The sequence below is a fragment of the Haloarcula sp. S1AR25-4 genome, assembly GCF_031624555.1.
GTDB classification, from domain to species: domain Archaea; phylum Halobacteriota; class Halobacteria; order Halobacteriales; family Haloarculaceae; genus Haloarcula; species Haloarcula pellucida.
Window position 1 is genome coordinate 1,575,525 of sequence record NZ_JAMQOR010000001.1, and the last position, 15,131, is coordinate 1,590,655.

General features: G+C 68.2%; 20 protein-coding genes. 13 read left to right on the top strand and 7 right to left on the bottom strand.

Annotation, left to right across the window (positions count from 1 at the left end; all coding sequences use genetic code 11):
- Positions 1 to 97: 97 nt before the first annotated feature.
- Positions 98 to 817 (bottom strand): selenium cofactor biosynthesis protein YqeC, encoded by a 720-nt coding sequence (gene yqeC / locus NDI85_RS08260; protein ID WP_310915479.1) that lies wholly within the window; start codon positions 815 to 817, stop codon positions 98 to 100.
- Between the two features lie 109 nt (positions 818 to 926).
- Between yqeC and moaA the strand changes: the two genes are divergently transcribed.
- The gene (gene moaA / locus NDI85_RS08265; protein WP_189000697.1) at positions 927 to 1,991 is read left to right on the top strand and encodes a GTP 3',8-cyclase MoaA; all 1,065 of its coding nucleotides are present in this window, start codon (positions 927 to 929) and stop codon (positions 1,989 to 1,991) included.
- Position 1,992: 1 nt separating this feature from the next.
- On the opposite strand, the gene NDI85_RS08270 is transcribed toward moaA, so the two are convergent.
- On the bottom strand, positions 1,993 to 3,834 hold the full coding sequence (locus NDI85_RS08270; protein WP_310915480.1) for a molybdopterin biosynthesis protein: 1,842 nt from the start codon (positions 3,832 to 3,834) through the stop codon (positions 1,993 to 1,995).
- Positions 3,831 to 5,048 (bottom strand): gephyrin-like molybdotransferase Glp, encoded by a 1,218-nt coding sequence (glp, locus tag NDI85_RS08275; RefSeq protein WP_189000691.1) that lies wholly within the window; start codon positions 5,046 to 5,048, stop codon positions 3,831 to 3,833. The genes NDI85_RS08270 and glp overlap by 4 nt, the downstream gene beginning before the upstream one ends.
- A 276-nt stretch (positions 5,049 to 5,324) precedes the next feature.
- Between glp and NDI85_RS08280 the strand changes: the two genes are divergently transcribed.
- Positions 5,325 to 5,489 (top strand): hypothetical protein, encoded by a 165-nt coding sequence (locus NDI85_RS08280; RefSeq protein WP_310915481.1) that lies wholly within the window; start codon positions 5,325 to 5,327, stop codon positions 5,487 to 5,489.
- Between the two features lie 146 nt (positions 5,490 to 5,635).
- Here the strand turns inward: NDI85_RS08280 and NDI85_RS08285 are convergent, their stop codons facing one another.
- Positions 5,636 to 5,902: an ArsR family transcriptional regulator gene (locus tag NDI85_RS08285; RefSeq protein ID WP_166968262.1), complete on the bottom strand. Its 267-nt coding sequence runs from the start codon at positions 5,900 to 5,902 to the stop codon at positions 5,636 to 5,638.
- Between the two features lie 158 nt (positions 5,903 to 6,060).
- On the opposite strand from NDI85_RS08285, the gene NDI85_RS08290 reads away from it, so the two are divergent.
- Genes NDI85_RS08290 through NDI85_RS08300 form a run of 3 tightly spaced genes read left to right on the top strand, consistent with a single transcriptional unit; the run spans position 6,061 to position 8,617 of the window.
- Positions 6,061 to 6,357 (top strand): hypothetical protein, encoded by a 297-nt coding sequence (locus NDI85_RS08290; protein WP_166968261.1) that lies wholly within the window; start codon positions 6,061 to 6,063, stop codon positions 6,355 to 6,357.
- A gap of 2 nt (positions 6,358 to 6,359) precedes the next feature.
- Positions 6,360 to 8,198 carry a ribosome biogenesis/translation initiation ATPase RLI gene (locus NDI85_RS08295; RefSeq protein WP_189000686.1) on the top strand — a complete coding sequence of 613 codons (1,839 nt, stop codon included), beginning with the start codon at positions 6,360 to 6,362 and terminating at the stop codon, positions 8,196 to 8,198.
- Positions 8,199 to 8,239: 41 nt separating this feature from the next.
- Positions 8,240 to 8,617, top strand: a complete 378-nt coding sequence (locus NDI85_RS08300) for a hypothetical protein (protein WP_189000683.1) — start codon at positions 8,240 to 8,242, stop codon at positions 8,615 to 8,617.
- 66 nt (positions 8,618 to 8,683) lie between these two features.
- On the opposite strand, the gene NDI85_RS08305 is transcribed toward NDI85_RS08300, so the two are convergent.
- Positions 8,684 to 8,899, bottom strand: a complete 216-nt coding sequence (locus tag NDI85_RS08305; RefSeq protein WP_310915482.1) for a hypothetical protein — start codon at positions 8,897 to 8,899, stop codon at positions 8,684 to 8,686.
- Between the two features lie 82 nt (positions 8,900 to 8,981).
- On the bottom strand, positions 8,982 to 9,503 hold the full coding sequence (locus tag NDI85_RS08310) for an archaemetzincin family Zn-dependent metalloprotease (RefSeq protein ID WP_310915483.1): 522 nt from the start codon (positions 9,501 to 9,503) through the stop codon (positions 8,982 to 8,984).
- Between the two features lie 39 nt (positions 9,504 to 9,542).
- On the opposite strand from NDI85_RS08310, the gene NDI85_RS08315 reads away from it, so the two are divergent.
- The 5 genes from NDI85_RS08315 to fer are packed head-to-tail and all read left to right on the top strand — an operon-like array spanning position 9,543 to position 12,740.
- Positions 9,543 to 9,941 carry a UPF0146 family protein gene (locus NDI85_RS08315; RefSeq protein WP_310915484.1) on the top strand — a complete coding sequence of 133 codons (399 nt, stop codon included), beginning with the start codon at positions 9,543 to 9,545 and terminating at the stop codon, positions 9,939 to 9,941.
- Positions 9,942 to 9,976: 35 nt separating this feature from the next.
- Positions 9,977 to 10,843 carry a TIGR01548 family HAD-type hydrolase gene (locus tag NDI85_RS08320; RefSeq protein WP_189000672.1) on the top strand — a complete coding sequence of 289 codons (867 nt, stop codon included), beginning with the start codon at positions 9,977 to 9,979 and terminating at the stop codon, positions 10,841 to 10,843.
- 51 nt (positions 10,844 to 10,894) lie between these two features.
- Positions 10,895 to 11,284 carry a hypothetical protein gene (locus tag NDI85_RS08325; RefSeq protein WP_189000669.1) on the top strand — a complete coding sequence of 130 codons (390 nt, stop codon included), beginning with the start codon at positions 10,895 to 10,897 and terminating at the stop codon, positions 11,282 to 11,284.
- Between the two features lie 54 nt (positions 11,285 to 11,338).
- Positions 11,339 to 12,004 carry an NADPH-dependent F420 reductase gene (gene npdG, locus NDI85_RS08330; RefSeq protein ID WP_310915485.1) on the top strand — a complete coding sequence of 222 codons (666 nt, stop codon included), beginning with the start codon at positions 11,339 to 11,341 and terminating at the stop codon, positions 12,002 to 12,004.
- Positions 12,005 to 12,050: 46 nt separating this feature from the next.
- Positions 12,051 to 12,740, top strand: a complete 690-nt coding sequence (fer, locus tag NDI85_RS08335; RefSeq protein ID WP_310915486.1) for a ferredoxin Fer — start codon at positions 12,051 to 12,053, stop codon at positions 12,738 to 12,740.
- 48 nt (positions 12,741 to 12,788) lie between these two features.
- Here fer and NDI85_RS08340 read toward each other — a convergent pair whose 3' ends face one another.
- Positions 12,789 to 13,055, bottom strand: a complete 267-nt coding sequence (locus tag NDI85_RS08340) for a co-chaperone YbbN (RefSeq protein ID WP_166968252.1) — start codon at positions 13,053 to 13,055, stop codon at positions 12,789 to 12,791.
- Positions 13,056 to 13,159: 104 nt separating this feature from the next.
- Here NDI85_RS08340 and NDI85_RS08345 point away from each other — a divergent pair, with 104 nt between their 5' ends.
- The 3 genes from NDI85_RS08345 to NDI85_RS08355 are packed head-to-tail and all read left to right on the top strand — an operon-like array spanning position 13,160 to position 15,126.
- Positions 13,160 to 13,315, top strand: a complete 156-nt coding sequence (locus tag NDI85_RS08345; RefSeq protein WP_166968251.1) for a preprotein translocase subunit Sec61beta — start codon at positions 13,160 to 13,162, stop codon at positions 13,313 to 13,315.
- A gap of 39 nt (positions 13,316 to 13,354) precedes the next feature.
- A complete protein-coding gene (locus NDI85_RS08350) occupies positions 13,355 to 13,729 on the top strand; it encodes a hypothetical protein (protein WP_189000659.1) in 375 nt (124 codons plus the stop codon).
- Complete coding sequence (locus NDI85_RS08355) at positions 13,726 to 15,126, top strand: DUF402 domain-containing protein (RefSeq protein ID WP_310915487.1); 1,401 nt, start codon at positions 13,726 to 13,728, stop codon at positions 15,124 to 15,126. The genes NDI85_RS08350 and NDI85_RS08355 overlap by 4 nt, the downstream gene beginning before the upstream one ends.
- Positions 15,127 to 15,131 lie beyond the last annotated feature (5 nt).

Consider the following 15,131-nt stretch of genomic DNA (forward strand, 5'->3'; position numbering starts at 1 on the left):
GCGGGCGACAAAAGCGTTGTTCCGGTGCCCGCCGGTGGTTCCGGCCCATCGGGCACCGTCGGTCACCGGAGGCGGCGACGACGCCGGTAACCCCCGCCTAGACGACCTCGACCAGCGGGTCGGGTGCGCGCATCTCCGCGAGAACCACCCGCGGCACGTCCGTCCGGTCGTGGATCTCCCGTGCGATCTCGCGCGCGGTAGCCGTCAGTTCGTCGTCGTCGACCATGTTCACGAGCGGAATCACCGTCGCGCCGTCGGGCACGCCCTTCCGGCCGCCCCGGTCGCTCGCGAGCACCGTCGCCACGTCCGCCGCGCGGATGGTGTCGCCCGGGTCGAGGCCGGTGAGGGCGGCCACACGGTCGACCCGGTGGACGCGCTCGTCGGTGAGTGGCTGCCCGACCACGTGCGCGCTGGCGATGGGAACGACGGTGTCGGCACTCGACGGAACCTGTGGTTCGCGGTCGCTCGGGGCCTTGAACCGGCGCATCCGCGCGCCGTCGGCTTTCACGAGGACCGGGACGCCGCAGTCGGAAAGCACAGCCACCGTCTCGCGGTCGTAGCCCAGATACCGGTCCTCGCGTTCCCGTTCCGGGACGACGCCCAGCGGCCAGTCGTCGGTCGCCGCGACGGCCGCGGCGGGGTCGTCGGTCACCGCGACGCGGGCGACCCAGTCGTCGAAGATGGGGATGCGGACTGTGGCCGTGACGACGGCGCGGTCCAGTCGGGCGGCGAGCGTCGCCATCGTCGTCTTCTTCCCGCCCGCGCCGACGAAACAAGTCGTTCCCTCGTGGGCACCGAGCGCGCCGACGATGTCCATGCCCTAGCAGGCGAGGTCGTGGCTGAAAACGCTTCCCCCGTCGCCGTCGCTAGGTTCGGCCTACAAAACGACCCTTTAAATCCGCGGAGTGTGAACACTCGACAAGCAAATGCTCGAAGACGAGTTCGGTCGCGAGGTCTCGGGGGTCCGCGTCTCGCTGACCGACCGGTGTAACTTCGACTGCGTCTACTGTCACAACGAGGGACTCGGCGACACCCGCGGTCCGATGGACCCGCAGGACGACGAACTGTCGACGGACCACGTCGTGCAGTTCCTCGAAGTCGCCAGGGAGTTCGACGTCGAGGCCGTGAAGCTCACCGGCGGAGAGCCGATGCTCCGGGACGACCTAGAGGAGATAGTCCGGCGCGCGCCAGACGAGATGGAGGTGTCGATGACGACCAACGGCACCTTCCTCCCGGGTCGTGCCGAGGGGCTCGTCGAAGCGGGCCTCGAACGGGTCAACGTCTCACAGGACGCGCTGGACAGGGACGCGTTCGCCGAACTGACCCAGAGCGGGGCCTACGAGCGGGTCTTAGAGGGGGTCGAGGCGGCGCTGGACGCCGGTCTCGCCCCGGTAAAACTCAACATGGTCGTGTTCGAACCGACCGCGGGATACGTCCCGGGGATGGTCGACCACGTCGCCGAGAACGACGGCCTCCAACTGCAACTCATCGAGTACATGCCGGAACTGGCGGGCCACCCCGAGTGGGCCATCGACATCCAACGCGTCCACGACTGGCTCGAAGACCGGGCCGACCACGTCGAGACGCGCGAAATGCACGACCGCCGGCGCTACTTCGTCAGCAGCGAGGCAGACGAGGACGCGACGGTCGAAGAGACCGGCGCCGCACGCGCGGCCACCGACGGCAGCGGCCTCGGGATGGTCGAAATCGTCGACCCCGTCGGCAACGCCGAGTTCTGTGCGAACTGCCACCGGGTCCGGCTCACCCACGACGGCTACCTCAAGGGCTGTCTGAACCGGAACGACGACCTCGTCGCCATCGGCGAGACCAGAGAATCGATGCGCGAGGCCTTCCGCAAGACCGTCGCCGAGCGGGTCCCCTACTACGGCGAGTACATGATAGAGGGCGAGGACGGCGACTGGGAGTTCAACGAGGCCTACATGGACAGCGAGGGGGACCGCGCACCCTACGAGTACGCCGACGAGGACTGAGCTACAGGCCCTCGATGGCGCGCCCGAGCGCGAGGACGCCCTCTTTCTCCGTCCGGTCGGCGTTGGCGAGGACCCGGACCTGCTGAGTCCCCAGTGAGACGTACTCCAGCCCGAGTTTCTCGGCGGTCGACCGGAGTCCCAGCCCCGCGTCCGCCTGCCCGGCGGCGACCTTCCGGGCGGGGCTCTCGTGGGCCTTCGTCGTCAGTTCGTAGCCGTCGATAGCCTCGGCGACCGTCGCGCGGTCCGTGTCGCGCTCCTCGGCGAGGGCGGCCAGCGCGTCGTCGAAACTCCGCCGCAGACCCGACGCCGTATCGCGGTTGACGAACCGCCACTCGCCGTCGACGAGGGTCGCAAGCGAGTCCACGTCGGCGTCGGGGGCGACGACGAGGCCCCAGTCGCGCTCCCAGTCGCCGACGTTGACGGCTGCCTTCGGCGGTTCGGCCGGGCCGGCCGCGACAGCGATGTCCGGCGTGCCGTCCCCGAGACGGCGCAGTCCCTCCGTCGTCCCGACCGGGAGGTAGCGCGGGCGGTCCACGTCGTCCAGTAGTCGGGCGAGGGTGGGGTCGTCTTCGCCGACGCCGAGCAGGGTCGGCGGGCGCACGTCCGGGGAGAAGAGGTCCACTTCGACCGTCTCGCCCGCGCCGAGGTAGTCGGTGTCCGCGGGGACGGTGACGGTGCCGTCGGCGTCCACGAGGCTGGTGGTCGCGCCGCTCCCCTTGTCGACCGGGTAGACGAGCAGGTTCCCGTCGCCGTCCTCGACGAGGCCGACGGGCATGAGGCGGTGGCGACCCTCGCTGTACCGTTCGGTGACGGCCATCTCGCCCGTGACCGTCGCCGTCGCGGGTGCCTCGCGCCCGGCCGCCTCGCGAATCACCGGCGCGACGAACACCCGGAAGATGGTCAGCGCCGAGATGGGATATCCCGGAAGACCGACGTAGGCCGACTCGCCGACGGTGCCGACGAGCATCGGCTTGCCGGGCTTGACCGCCACGCCGTGTAAGAGGAGTTCGCCGCGGTCCTCGATGACGCGGTAGATGACGTCGACGGCACTGGCGCTCGTCGACCCGGAGGAGAGGACGAGGTCACACTCGTCGGCGGCCTCGTGGAGCAACCGCTCCATCTCCTCGTAGTCGTCGCCGGCGTGGGGGTACAGCACCGGGTCGCCGCCGGCCTCCTCGACGGCCGCGGCGAGCGTGTAGCTGTTGACGTCGTATATCTCGCCGGCCGCGCTGTCCAGCGACTCGCCCGGCCGGACCAGTTCGTCGCCCGTCGAGACGATGCCGACGGTGGGCGTCCCGCGGACCGGTACCTCGTCGACGCCCAGCGCCGACAGCAGGCCGATCTCTCGGGGCGTGATTCTGGTGCCGGGGCCGAGCGCCCGCGCGCCGGCGGCGATGTCCGCGCCCGCCAACATCACGTTGTCGCCGGGCGCGACGGCGGTCCGAATCTCGACGCCGTCCTCGACTTCGGTGGTGCGTTCGACCATCACCACGGCGTCGGCGCCCTCGGGCATCACCGCGCCGGTAGAGATCTCGACGACGGTCCCCTCCTCGACGGTCACCTCGGGTTCCTCACCGGCGTGGACCGCGCCGACGAGAGGCATCGTCACCGGGTCGGCCTCGTCCGCGCCGAAGGTGTCGGCCGCCCGGACCGCGTAGCCGTCCATGCTCGCGCGGTCGAACCCCGGCACGTCCAGTTCGGCGTCGACGCGCTCCGCGAGGACGCGGTCGCGGGCCTCGGCGAGCGGCACGCGCTCCGGGTCGGGCGTGAGGTCGAGACCCGCCAGCGTCTCGTGGGCCTCCTCGGGCGGCGCGAGGTCGCGGAACTCCCGTCGGTCGCTCATCGCGAGGCCTCCCAGTTCTCGACGGGGACCGTCTCACCGGCGTCGTACCCCTCCCGGCGCTCGGGGACGACGACCCAGCCGTCTGCGAGGGCGACGCTGGAGAGGACGCCGGAGCCACTGGCACGTGTCGGCGTCGCCGTGACGCCCTCGTCGTCCTCGCCCAACTGGACGCGCACGTACGTCCGGGTGCCCGGGCCGCTGACCACCTTGCGCGTCAACCGCGCGTCGGTCGTCGGCGGGCCCCTCGTCGGGAGGTGGCCCGCGCGTTCGAGCGTCGGCCGGAGGAACTGGACGGCGTTGACGATGCACGCGACGGGATACCCCGGGAGCATGAGGACCGGCGTGTCCGCGACGCGGCCCAGCGCGACCGGGTGACCGGGCTTCAGCGCGACGCCGTGGACCAGCACCTCGCCCAACTCGTCGACCACCTCGGGGATGAGGTCGCGTTCGCCCACCGAGGACCCGCCGGTGGTCACCACCACGTCGTGGTCGAGGTCGCCCTCGACGGCCGCTCTGAGGGCGTCTTCGTCGTCAGAGACCACGTCGCGATAGGTGGCCTCGCCGCCCCAGCGCTCGACGTACTGGGTGACCGTCTGGCCGTTCGTCTCGACGACTTCGCCGGGGTCGGGGTCGTCCTGTACGAGTTCTTCGCCGGTCGGAATCACGCTGACCCGCGGTCGCTCGTACACCTCGACGGCGTCCAGTCCGACGGACTTCAGCAGGCCGAGGTCCGAGGGCCTGAGACGGTGGCCGGCCTCGTACAGCGTCTGGTCCGCCTCGACGTCCTCGCCGACGGGCGCGACGTTCTCGCCGCCCGCAACGGCGTCGAAGACGGTCAGCGACTCGCCCTGCCGGTCGGTGTCCTCGACCATCACGACGGCGTCGGCACCGGCCGGCAGTTCGCTCCCGGTGTGGACCCGACTGGCGGTGCCCGGCCCCACGTCCTCGGCGACGCGCAACTGCTCGGGCGAGCGGTCGCTGGCGCCGAACGTGTCCGCGGCCCGGACCGCGTAGCCGTCCATCGCCGCCCGCTGGTAGTGCGGGACTGGGCGTGCGGCCCCCACGTCTGTCGCGATGACACGTTCGTCGGCGTCCCTGAGCGGGACGCGCTCGGTCCTGTCGTGCGGTGTCACGGCGTCCAGTAGCGTCTCCCGGGCCGACTCGACTCGTGTGCGCTGTTTGAATCCCTCCGTCCGCCGGGCCTCGTCGCTCATGTCCGTCGCTATGCCGCTGGCGACCAAAAACCTCCGCGTGGATACGGGGTCGGTACCCGTCCCGTATCTGACTGTCGAGCGGTCGCGCCGGGCGTGGTGCGTCGACGGCCGGTGTAGAAGACGATATGCAAATACCACATACAGCTAATTATTCCCTCATTTTCAAGGTTATTGGCCCACCCCAAATGCCAGATAGAAGAAGGTGTGGTAGAATATAAGGATATTACGGGACGTATGCCCATAGCGCTTTAGTAGACGTTCGTGCTTCGTGTTGACATGGAACTGAGCAACGGACAGACAGCGACGACCCGTCACGAGACGACTGACGACGCGCAGTTCGGCGTCGAGGACAGATACTGCCGGTACTGTCGGGAGATAGCGCTGGCGTTCGACCCGGCCGCGGGTCGGCCCCGCTGTCGGACCTGCGGTGAACTCGCGTGAAGCCACGATGAGCATCCGACAGCGGCTACAATCACGATTTCGGCGGCGGGCGACCTACGAGTGTGGGCTGTGTGGCCTCACCTTCGACGACGAGCGTCAGAACTGCCCGGCCTGTGGATACGGGGTGAGAGAAGCCAGTCGGTGAGTCAGTCCGAGACGGCGGCGTCGGCCTGTTCGGCCGGTTGGTCGGTTATTTCGTAGAGGTTCTGTCGGGCGTCGGCGAAGTAGACGTCCTCTTCGATGACACCGACTTCGTCGAGTCGTTCGAGAGCGTAGCGGACCGTACGCGCGGAGAGCATCGACTCCTCCACGATGCCCTTCTGGGTGAGCGGCCCGTCGTATTCCAGCACCTTGTAGACGAGCTTCGCGCTCGGTGGAAGGTCTGCGATGGCCTCCCCATCGGATTCCGTCATTACCTGCACCGAGTGGCGCCGGATGCATAAAGATTGAGGAGTCCGTTCGCCAGACCGGCGCTCACGGCGGAACTGTCGACTCGGTCGGCGTGGCTCCATCGGGACCGAGCGGTACTGGAACCGCGCCCCTTTTGGTGAAGCGTAGTCCAGTACTGGGTATGGCTACGGATACGGCGGACGGCATGAGTTCCCACATGCGGGGACTCACCGTCACAACCATCACGGCCGTTGCGGGCATCGCGGCGGCGTTCGTCTCGAACGCTGTCGCGGCAAGCGCGACGGACGTCACCGGCGTCCTCGTCGTGGCGGCCGCCGTCCTCGCACAGTTCCCGGTACTCCGGGTGATCGGTATCGGACCGGACGACCTCTCGACGAAGGACGTCCTCTACGTCGCGTTCATGACCTTCGCGCTCTGGTTCGTCTCGTGGGGTATTCTGCTGACCGCCGGAGTGTAACGATGGCGGAGGACAGCATCGCGGTCGTCGACTTAGATAGGTGTCAGCCCGACCGCTGTAACTACGAGTGTATGAACTACTGCCCGCCCAACCGGAGCGGGAAAGAGTGCATCGTCAAGCGTGGCGAGGCCTACGAGGAAGACGAGGAGTTCGAGGGGAAACCCGACCAGGTCCGCATCTCCGAGGAGATCTGTCTCGGTGAGTCCTGCGGTATCTGCGTCAACAAGTGCCCGTTCGACGCTATCGAGATCATCAACCTCCCGCAGGAACTGACCGACGACCCGGTCCACCGCTACGGCGAGAACGCCTTCGCCCTGTACGGCCTGCCCACGCCACAGGAGGGGCAGGTCACCGGGATTCTCGGCCCGAACGGCATCGGGAAGACCACCGCCGTTCGCATCCTCGCCGACGAGATGGCACCCAACCTCGGGCAGTACGGCCAAGAGCCCGGCTGGGACGAGATTCTCGACGAGTACCGCGGGACCGCCCTGCAGGACTATCTAGAGGACATGCGCGACGGCGACGTCGACGTGGCTCGCAAGCCACAGTACGTCGACCGCATCCCCGACCAGTTCGACGGGAAGGCCCGCGAACTGCTCGAACAGACCGACGAGCGCGGCGAACTGGACTACCTCGTCGAGCGCACAGGTATCGGCCCCGTCGTCGACAACCACATCGGCGACCTCTCGGGCGGTGAACTCCAGCGAGTGGCGCTGGTGGCGACGCTCGCCCGCGATGCGGACTTCTACTTCCTCGACGAGATTACGCCGTATCTGGACATCGGCCAGCGGATGACCGCCGCGCGCCTCATCCGGGAACTCGCCGAGGAGGGCGACCGCTCGATGCTCGTCGTCGAACACGACCTCGCCATCCTCGACCTGCTGGCAGACAACATCAACGTCGCCTACGGGTCGCCCGGCGCGTTCGGTATCATCACCTCGCCGAAATCCACGAAGAACGGCATCAACGAGTACCTCTCCGGGTATCTGGAGAACGAGAACATGCGCATCCGGCAGACCGAAATCGAGTTCGAGGAACACGCTCCGCGGACCGCCTCGACCGGCGACGTGGTCATCGAGTACCCGGACCTCCAGAAGAGCTACGGCGAGGGCGAGTTCTCGCTGTCGGTCGACGCCGGCACCATCCGCGAGAGCGAAGTACTGGGCGTCGTCGGCCCGAACGGCATCGGGAAGTCGACGTTCGCGAAGATGCTCGCCGGGCGCCTCGAACCAAGCACGGGGTCGGTCGACACGAGCCTCGACATCGCCTACAAACCCCAGTACATCGAGATCGACCAGCCGATGCGCGTCGACGCGTTCCTCGCCTCGATCACGGACGACTTCGGCACCTCCTACTGGAACACCGAAATCGCCCAGCCCCTCCAACTGGACGCGGTGATGGAGCAGCAGTTGACCGATCTCTCGGGCGGTGAGCGCCAGCGCGTCGCCATCGCGGCGTGTCTCTCGAAGGACGCCGACCTCTACCTGCTGGACGAACCGTCGGCCCACCTCGACGTCGAACAGCGGGTGCTGGCCACCTCCGCGATTCGGCGCTACGCCGAGAACCACGACGCGACGGCGATGGTCATCGACCACGACATCTACATGATCGACCTGCTCGCGGACCGCTTGCTCGTCTTCGAGGGCGAACCCGCGAAGAACGGGCGCGCCGCACCGCCACAGGGGATGCGCGAGGGGATGAACGAGTTCCTCTCGAACCTCGACATCACGTTCCGCCGCGACGAACGGACCTCCCGGCCGCGCATCAACAAGCCCGGGTCCCAACTCGACCGCAAGCAGAAGAACGCGGGCGAGTACTACTACTCGCCCGACGACACCTGAACGGCTACTTATTTTAGAGCCGGCCCCGACATCCCGACAGCATGGCACGTAGCGAACGCGCGGTCGTCGCCCGAGACCTGTTCGTCGGTGCGTCGAACGTCGTGACCGCGACACTGATAGCGTATTCGCTCGACGGGCCGACGGCGTGGCCGCTCGGTGCCGTCGCTGTCGCGTTCGGCAGTGTCCTCTTCGCGGCGGTCGACCGGAGTGCCGCCGGGACCTGGGGACTCACAGTCGGACTGTCGGGTAGTATCGTCGCATTTGCCGCGGTGCTGTGGTGGCTCGGCCCCGGAACACCGCTCGCAGTGCTCCCGCCGCTGCTGTTCGGACTGGGCATCGGGACGGCCGCGAACCGCCTGCTGTTCGGCGTCGTCTATCCGCTGCCGGAGGCGTGTCTGCGACGGGAAAACCTGACGTAGCCATTCGGGGGCGTTTCGAGGAGGGGCGGAGAACACGTGGGGCCGCGCCGGTGTGCGGTGGTCGGGCTACGTCGCGGGGTCTGAGGTGTCGCCGGTTTCGGACCCGGCGACGGCGTCGTCGAGTCCGTCCGCGACTTCCTCGGGGTCGAACTCCTCGTCCGGCCGGAGTTCGCGGTCGGGGGAGTCGCCGGCCTGTTGTTCGGTGACCGATTCATCGCCGGTGACCGAGACGAAGATGTCACCTAGCTCCGCCACTCGGTCGCTGGACTGACTCTTGCTCATTCGCGTTCGGGAGGAAGAGCCAGAGGGAATTAGGCGGTCTACCTAACTCGTTAGGACCGTCGCAGTCCGGCGGTTACCGCGGTCAGAGGACGTTCCGCTGGCAGGAGCCACACAGCGACGCCTCCTTGACGTCGACCTGTCGGACCGTCGGTGAGAAGTTCATCACACAGCGCTTGTTGTCACAGTGTTCCAGTCCGAGGGTGTGGCCGATCTCGTGGACGACCTCTTTGCGGACGCGTGCGGAGAAAATCTCGCCGGCCGAGCGGTTGGAGAACCCGCCGTCCGAGGACGTCTGGAGCCGATACGTGGAGATGACGCTTCCGGAGCCGCCGAGGTAGGCGAGTCCGAACACGTAGTTTCGGCGGCGATAGAAGAGGTCTTTCGGCGTGATTGCGATGTTCTTGCTCCCGGAACCGATCCGTCGAGCGAGGTCGATGAACTCCTCGGCGCGGTACTGGTCGCGGTCGCCATCGTACGCACCGGCGGGCACCGACTGTGGCTCGTGCATGGAGACCTCGCAGTCGTAGGTGGCACGGAGGCCGTCGGAGGCCTCCCGCTTCACCTGGGCGGAGACTTCGCCCACCGGTACGATGTCGACGTGCATGCGAATCCATATGGGACGGCACCGCTTAAACATCCCGCCATGAGCGACTCCGACCGTGCCCTCGTCGACCGGTTGGCCGCCGCCGAGACGGTCGTCGAAGTCGGCGTCGGCAACCACCCGGCCGTGGCTGCTGGACTGGTCGAGCGCGGCGTGACCGTGACGGCGACCGACGTTCGACCGCGGCGGGTTCCCGAGGGCGTGACGTTCGTCGTCGACGACGTGACCGAGCCGACGCTCTCGGTGTACGAGGGGGCGGACGTCGTCTTCGCCCGGAACGTCCCGCCGGAACTCCATCGCCCGCTCCGGGACGTGGCTCGCCGGGTCGACGCCGCCTGCTGGTTCACGACGCTGGGCGGCGATCAGCCGACGGTCCCCGTCGAACGCGAGCAACTGCCGGGCGGGGAGACGCTGTATCGCGTCAGCGAGGGGCCGGGATAGCAAGCGGCTTGAACGAGGGCCGCGACCCACCCGATATGCAAGTCGACGCGGTGGTCCTCGACATCGACGGCGTCCTCGTGGACGTGGCCGACTCCTACCGACGCGCGGTCGTCGAGTCCGTCGAGCGCGTGTACGGCGACACCATCGAGAAGGCAGCCATCCAACAGTTCAAGGATGCGGGCGGATTCAACAACGACTGGGAAGTGACCGACGCGGCGGCGCTGTTCGTCCTCTCGGCCCGCGAGGCCGACGTGGCGGACCTCGCGGCATTTACCGACGCTATCGCCGAACGCGGCGGTGGCATCGAGGCGGCCGAAGCCGTCGTCGGTGACCTGCTGGACGAGGCGGCCGCCGAGCGAGTCATCTCGGCGTGGGACCCCGACGAACTCCGGGACGTGTTTCAGACGCTGTATCTCGGGAGCGACCTGTACCGCGAGTTAGAGGGCGGGGACCCGCCCTTCGACGCGCCGGGGTACATCAACGACGAACCCGTGCTGGTCGACCCCGAGACGCTCGCGACCCTGCGAGAGCGCTACGCCGTCGGCGTCGTCACCGGCCGACCCGCGGCGGAGGCCGACATCGCGATGGCGCGCGTCGGACTGGACATTCCCGACGAGCATCGGTTCACGATGGACGACTGGGAGGAGGGCAAGCCACACCCACGCGCACTGACGACGCTGGCCGAGCGCTTCGGTGCCGAGCGCGTGGCGTTCGCTGGCGACACGCTCGACGACGTGAAGACGGCGGTCAACGCCGACGACGCCGACGGCGACCGCGTGTACTACGGCGTCGGCGTCCTGACCGGCGGCCTGACCGGCGAGACCGGTCGACGGAAGTACGCCAACGCGGGCGCGAGCGCGGTCGTAGAGACCATCAACGATCTCCCGGACCTGCTGGAGTAACGGGCTCCGGCGAACGGCAGGGATTTCAACGATGGGTCGGAACTGACGGGTATGGGACGACGGGGGCGAATCGGTTGGTCGCTGTTAGTGAGTATCTGGGCCGGCCTCGTCGGCGGCGCCGCGGTGTTCGAGCCGGGGCTCCAGTACGTCCAGTTGTACGCCATCGGCTTCGCGCTGGTCGCGTTCCCGGCGGCGTACTGGACGATTTCGACCCACCAGCAGATTTTCCGGACCGCGCACCGGCCCGGCCGAGTCGCCGTGTTCATCCTCGTCATCTTCGTCGTCACGGTAGCGCTGGCGACGGTGTTCGTGTTTCTGCTGGGCAACACCAGCCCCCTCGGTATCGTCGCCCAGTTGGTGGCCTACGTGGTCGGTCTCGCGGCGGCGCTGTATGCGGCCTACGGCGGCGGCGTCGACTATCTCTGGAACGAGTACACGTAGGCAAGTCCCACCGGTCGCACAACGCTTATTCGGAGGTCGGCCTACCGCGTAGATATGGATATCGCGCTACTCGGCGGGACCGGCGACATCGGCGAGGGTCTCGCCCTCCGCTGGGCGTACGACACGAACCACACGGTCATCGTCGGGTCACGTGAGGCCGAGAGGGCCGAGACGAAAGCCGAGGAGTACGAGACCGAACTGGACAGTCGCGGCGAGGACGTCACCATCGAGGGACTGGCAAACGAGGACGCGACCGCTCGCGCGGACGTGGTCGTCACGGCCGTCCCGGCCTACCACCTCACGGACACCGTCGAGAGCATCGCCGACGAACTCGGTGACGCCACCCTCGTCGCGCCGGCCGTCGGGATGAAGCGGGACGAAGACGGCTTCCACTACAACCGTCCCGGCGTCGGCAGCGTCACGCAACTGGCCGCGAAGGCCGCCCCCGAGGAGACGCCCGTCGTCGGCGCGTTCCACAACCTCGCCGCCGGTCGGCTGGCGAACTTAGACGCCGACCTCGACTGGGACACGGTCGTCGTCGGCGACGACACGGACGCGAAAGACACGGTTTGTGAACTCGCGGAGGGCATCGTCGGCCTGCGCGCTCTAGACGGCGGCCCCCTCTCGAACGCCGCCGAAGTCGAGGCGGTGACGCCGCTGCTCATCAACGTCGCCCGCCACAACGACGGTATGCACGACCTCGGCGTCCGATTCCAGTAGCGACCGGCGAAGAGAGACTTTTCACCCCGCAGTCCTACTTCCCGGTGTGGCCTCCCCATTCGAGATACTCGGTGTCGACCCGGACGCAGACGAGGCCGACATCGTCGACGCGTACCGGGAGCGAGTCAAGGAGACCCACCCCGACCAGGGCGGGTCGGCCGAGGCGTTTCAGGCCGTCCAAGACGCCTACGAGCGCATCGAGAACGGCTACGAACCAGGCGACGAGCCACGGTATCCGCCGACCGGGCCAGCGCCCGGCCCCACCGCCACCGAGGCGGACCCCGAACCGGAGCCCGACCCCCCTGAACCCGAGGGCATCGAGGTCGAGTACCTAAACTACGAAGTCGTCGCGGACGAGGGGTGGAACCTCGACGACGACGACCTCTTCGAGAAGGCCGCCGACGGCGGGTTCGACCCGGCGGACTACGGCCGGTTCCACGTCGCGGAGAACGAGTCTTTGCTCGAAGCCGCCGAAAACGAGGGGTACGCGTGGCCCTTCGCCTGCCGCGGTGGCGCCTGTACGAACTGTGCCGTCGCCGTCGTCGAGGGCGAGATGCCCTCACCGGCGAGTCACATCCTGCCCCAAGAACTCCACGACAAGGGGATTCGCCTCTCCTGTATCGTCGCGCCCGAGTCGGACGCGAAAATCGTCTACAACGTCAAGCACCTGCCCGAGGTCCACGACCTGTTGCTCCCGGCGAGTCGGTTCGAGCAGGCGTCGTCCTCGACGGACTGAGCGGTCGCTGGGGCGTCGGTTGGACCGTGAAAAGTGGCGGCGCTGTGCTTACGCGCCGGCCTGCGAGAGCGCGTCTTCGAGGTCCTCGGCCTGCGTGACGCCGACGAAGCGCTCGACGATGCCGTCGTCGTTCTCGACGATGAGCGTCGGCAGGGAGCGTACCTGATACTCGTTGGCGACGTCCTGTTCTTCGTCGACGTTGATCTTCTCGAACTCGACGTCAGTCCACTCCTCCTCTAGATCTTCGAGGATAGGGTCTTGAGTCTTGCAGGGGCCGCACCAATCGGCGTAGAAGTCCTTGAGCGTGACCGTCATGGTTCTCTTCGATGTAACCTGTGGTGCCAGATAAGGATTGTCCATGTGGGTGCGGCGGGGGCGAACCCGAAAGGCTTACTCCCGGGGAGTGGACAGTCTGTGGTATGAGCAGCGACAGCGGCGGGCTGATGTCGAGTGCCGGGCTGGTCCGGTACTTCGACGCCGAGGACCAGAACACCATCCGTATCGACCCGCGAACCATCGTGGCCTTCGGCATCCTGTTTGGCGCCCTCATCCTGGTGCTGAACGCGATGGCCTGAGTCCGCGACGTTTTCTATCCCCCGCCGACAAGAGCGGGTATGCACTTCACACAGCGCGAACAGCGCGCGCTCCGGCAGGCCGGCGTCGAACAGGCGACCATCGAAGCCGCCTCCGAGGCCGTCGTCGCCGCCACCGACGCGGCCGCCGAGGACCTCGAAGCGTTCTTCGCCGATCTGGAGACGGTCCACTCGGACATGGACATCGCCCATAGCTCCGCGGACGTCCAGACACACACCGTCGAGTACGTCGACCTCTACACGCACGCCGACGACATCCGCGGTTACGTCCGCTTCGACTCGTGGGGCGTCCCGGTCGAGGGCGGGCGGGTGCTGAACGAGGACGTGGTCGAACTGACGCTGGGCCCGACCGTGGACGGTCGGGTCCGCTTCGCGACCGAGCGAGACGCGCTATGAGCGTCCGCATCAGGGGCATCTACACGACGGCGCTGACCCACCTGCTGGACGGGGCGAACGTCGACGTGGTGCAGGCGTCGGGCCCTATCGAGGACCGCTTCGACGCCGAGTTCGCGGCCGAGCGAGCGGCGGCGACCGTCGAGACGACCGACGACCGGCAGGGCGTCGGCGTCAGCGGGGACGCCGAGACGGTCGACCGGGTCGTCGACCTGCTCGCCGACCTCGGTCGGGACGCGCTCTGGTGGGCCGACCCGCTCCCCGAGGGCGCAGTGTACGCCGGCGAAGTGACGGAGACGCTCGGAAGCGGCGCGGTCGTGGACTGCGGCGACGGCGAGGGCTTCCTCCCGTACTCGAACGCCGAGGGCCGGGTAGAGACCGGCGACCGCCTGCGCGTGCAGGTCGTCGAGGGGAGCGCCCCGTGGACCGACGGGCGACCGGTCCTCGACGGGACGATCGCTATCCGCGGCGACGTCCTCACGCTGGAACGCGGCGGGTCGAACTCGACGACGGCGGGCGGCCCGGCCATGCTGGACGTCGTCGCGGCCGACCCCCGTGAGGGATGGGGCGTCTCGTGGGAGCGCGAGAGCGACGACGCGTCGTTCGACGCGCTAGCCGACGCGCTCTCGGCGGCCAACGACCGGGCCGAAGCCGTCGATACTGCCCTCGACGGCACCGAGCCGGCCGCCGAGGTCGCGCCCCACCGCTACCACGACGGCGGCGCGACGACGTGGGTGTGGTTCGGCCGGGAAAGCCGCTTCGCGCTGGACGAGCAGCGACGCGAAGTGACGACGACGATGCAGGGCCACCATCGCGTGAAAGCCGGGTCCAGCGCCGCCAGCGCCGCCGTCGACTACGTGGAGGCTCTGTGTTCTGACCCCGGAAGCGGCGGCGGGACGGACTTCCCCTTCGCCGTGACCGCACGGCAGTTCGGCCCGCAGGCCGGCGGGTCGCTCACGCTCGGCCACGGCAAACCGGACGGCCGACTCATCACGCTGGGCCGGGCCGACGTACAGTCGGTCGACGCCGACGGGACGGTCACCGTCGAGCGAGAGATGCGTGCCGGCGGCGAGTACGACGCCCTCGGCACCCCGAAAGAGGCCGGCGACGTCGCGGAGACGAAACTGAAGGAGGGCCGGTGGTGGTACCCGACGACCTACCGGGACGGCGACGGCGAGACGAAGGGGACCTACGTCAACGTCTGTACGCCAGTCGAGATATTCCCGGACACCGCCCGGTACGTGGACCTGCACGTCGACGTCGTCAAGCACGTCGACGGCACCGTCGAACGCGTCGACGACGACGAACTCGACGCGGCCGTCGAGGCCGGGACCGTCCCCGAGGAACTGGCCGAACGCGCCCGCAGCGTCGCCGCCGCGGTTGCGAGCGCGCTCGCCTGAGCGAC

Coding starts and splice junctions, on each gene's coding strand:
- yqeC (WP_310915479.1), bottom strand. CDS start 817: ATGGACATCGTCGGCGCGCTCGGTGCCCACGAGGGAACGACTTGTTTC.
- moaA (WP_189000697.1), top strand. CDS start 927: ATGCTCGAAGACGAGTTCGGTCGCGAGGTCTCGGGGGTCCGCGTCTCG.
- NDI85_RS08270 (WP_310915480.1), bottom strand. CDS start 3,834: ATGAGCGACCGACGGGAGTTCCGCGACCTCGCGCCGCCCGAGGAGGCC.
- glp (WP_189000691.1), bottom strand. CDS start 5,048: ATGAGCGACGAGGCCCGGCGGACGGAGGGATTCAAACAGCGCACACGA.
- NDI85_RS08280 (WP_310915481.1), top strand. CDS start 5,325: ATGGAACTGAGCAACGGACAGACAGCGACGACCCGTCACGAGACGACT.
- NDI85_RS08285 (WP_166968262.1), bottom strand. CDS start 5,902: ATGACGGAATCCGATGGGGAGGCCATCGCAGACCTTCCACCGAGCGCG.
- NDI85_RS08290 (WP_166968261.1), top strand. CDS start 6,061: ATGGCTACGGATACGGCGGACGGCATGAGTTCCCACATGCGGGGACTC.
- NDI85_RS08295 (WP_189000686.1), top strand. CDS start 6,360: ATGGCGGAGGACAGCATCGCGGTCGTCGACTTAGATAGGTGTCAGCCC.
- NDI85_RS08300 (WP_189000683.1), top strand. CDS start 8,240: ATGGCACGTAGCGAACGCGCGGTCGTCGCCCGAGACCTGTTCGTCGGT.
- NDI85_RS08305 (WP_310915482.1), bottom strand. CDS start 8,899: ATGAGCAAGAGTCAGTCCAGCGACCGAGTGGCGGAGCTAGGTGACATC.
- NDI85_RS08310 (WP_310915483.1), bottom strand. CDS start 9,503: ATGCACGTCGACATCGTACCGGTGGGCGAAGTCTCCGCCCAGGTGAAG.
- NDI85_RS08315 (WP_310915484.1), top strand. CDS start 9,543: ATGAGCGACTCCGACCGTGCCCTCGTCGACCGGTTGGCCGCCGCCGAG.
- NDI85_RS08320 (WP_189000672.1), top strand. CDS start 9,977: ATGCAAGTCGACGCGGTGGTCCTCGACATCGACGGCGTCCTCGTGGAC.
- NDI85_RS08325 (WP_189000669.1), top strand. CDS start 10,895: ATGGGACGACGGGGGCGAATCGGTTGGTCGCTGTTAGTGAGTATCTGG.
- npdG (WP_310915485.1), top strand. CDS start 11,339: ATGGATATCGCGCTACTCGGCGGGACCGGCGACATCGGCGAGGGTCTC.
- NDI85_RS08340 (WP_166968252.1), bottom strand. CDS start 13,055: ATGACGGTCACGCTCAAGGACTTCTACGCCGATTGGTGCGGCCCCTGC.
- NDI85_RS08345 (WP_166968251.1), top strand. CDS start 13,160: ATGAGCAGCGACAGCGGCGGGCTGATGTCGAGTGCCGGGCTGGTCCGG.
- NDI85_RS08350 (WP_189000659.1), top strand. CDS start 13,355: ATGCACTTCACACAGCGCGAACAGCGCGCGCTCCGGCAGGCCGGCGTC.
- NDI85_RS08355 (WP_310915487.1), top strand. CDS start 13,726: ATGAGCGTCCGCATCAGGGGCATCTACACGACGGCGCTGACCCACCTG.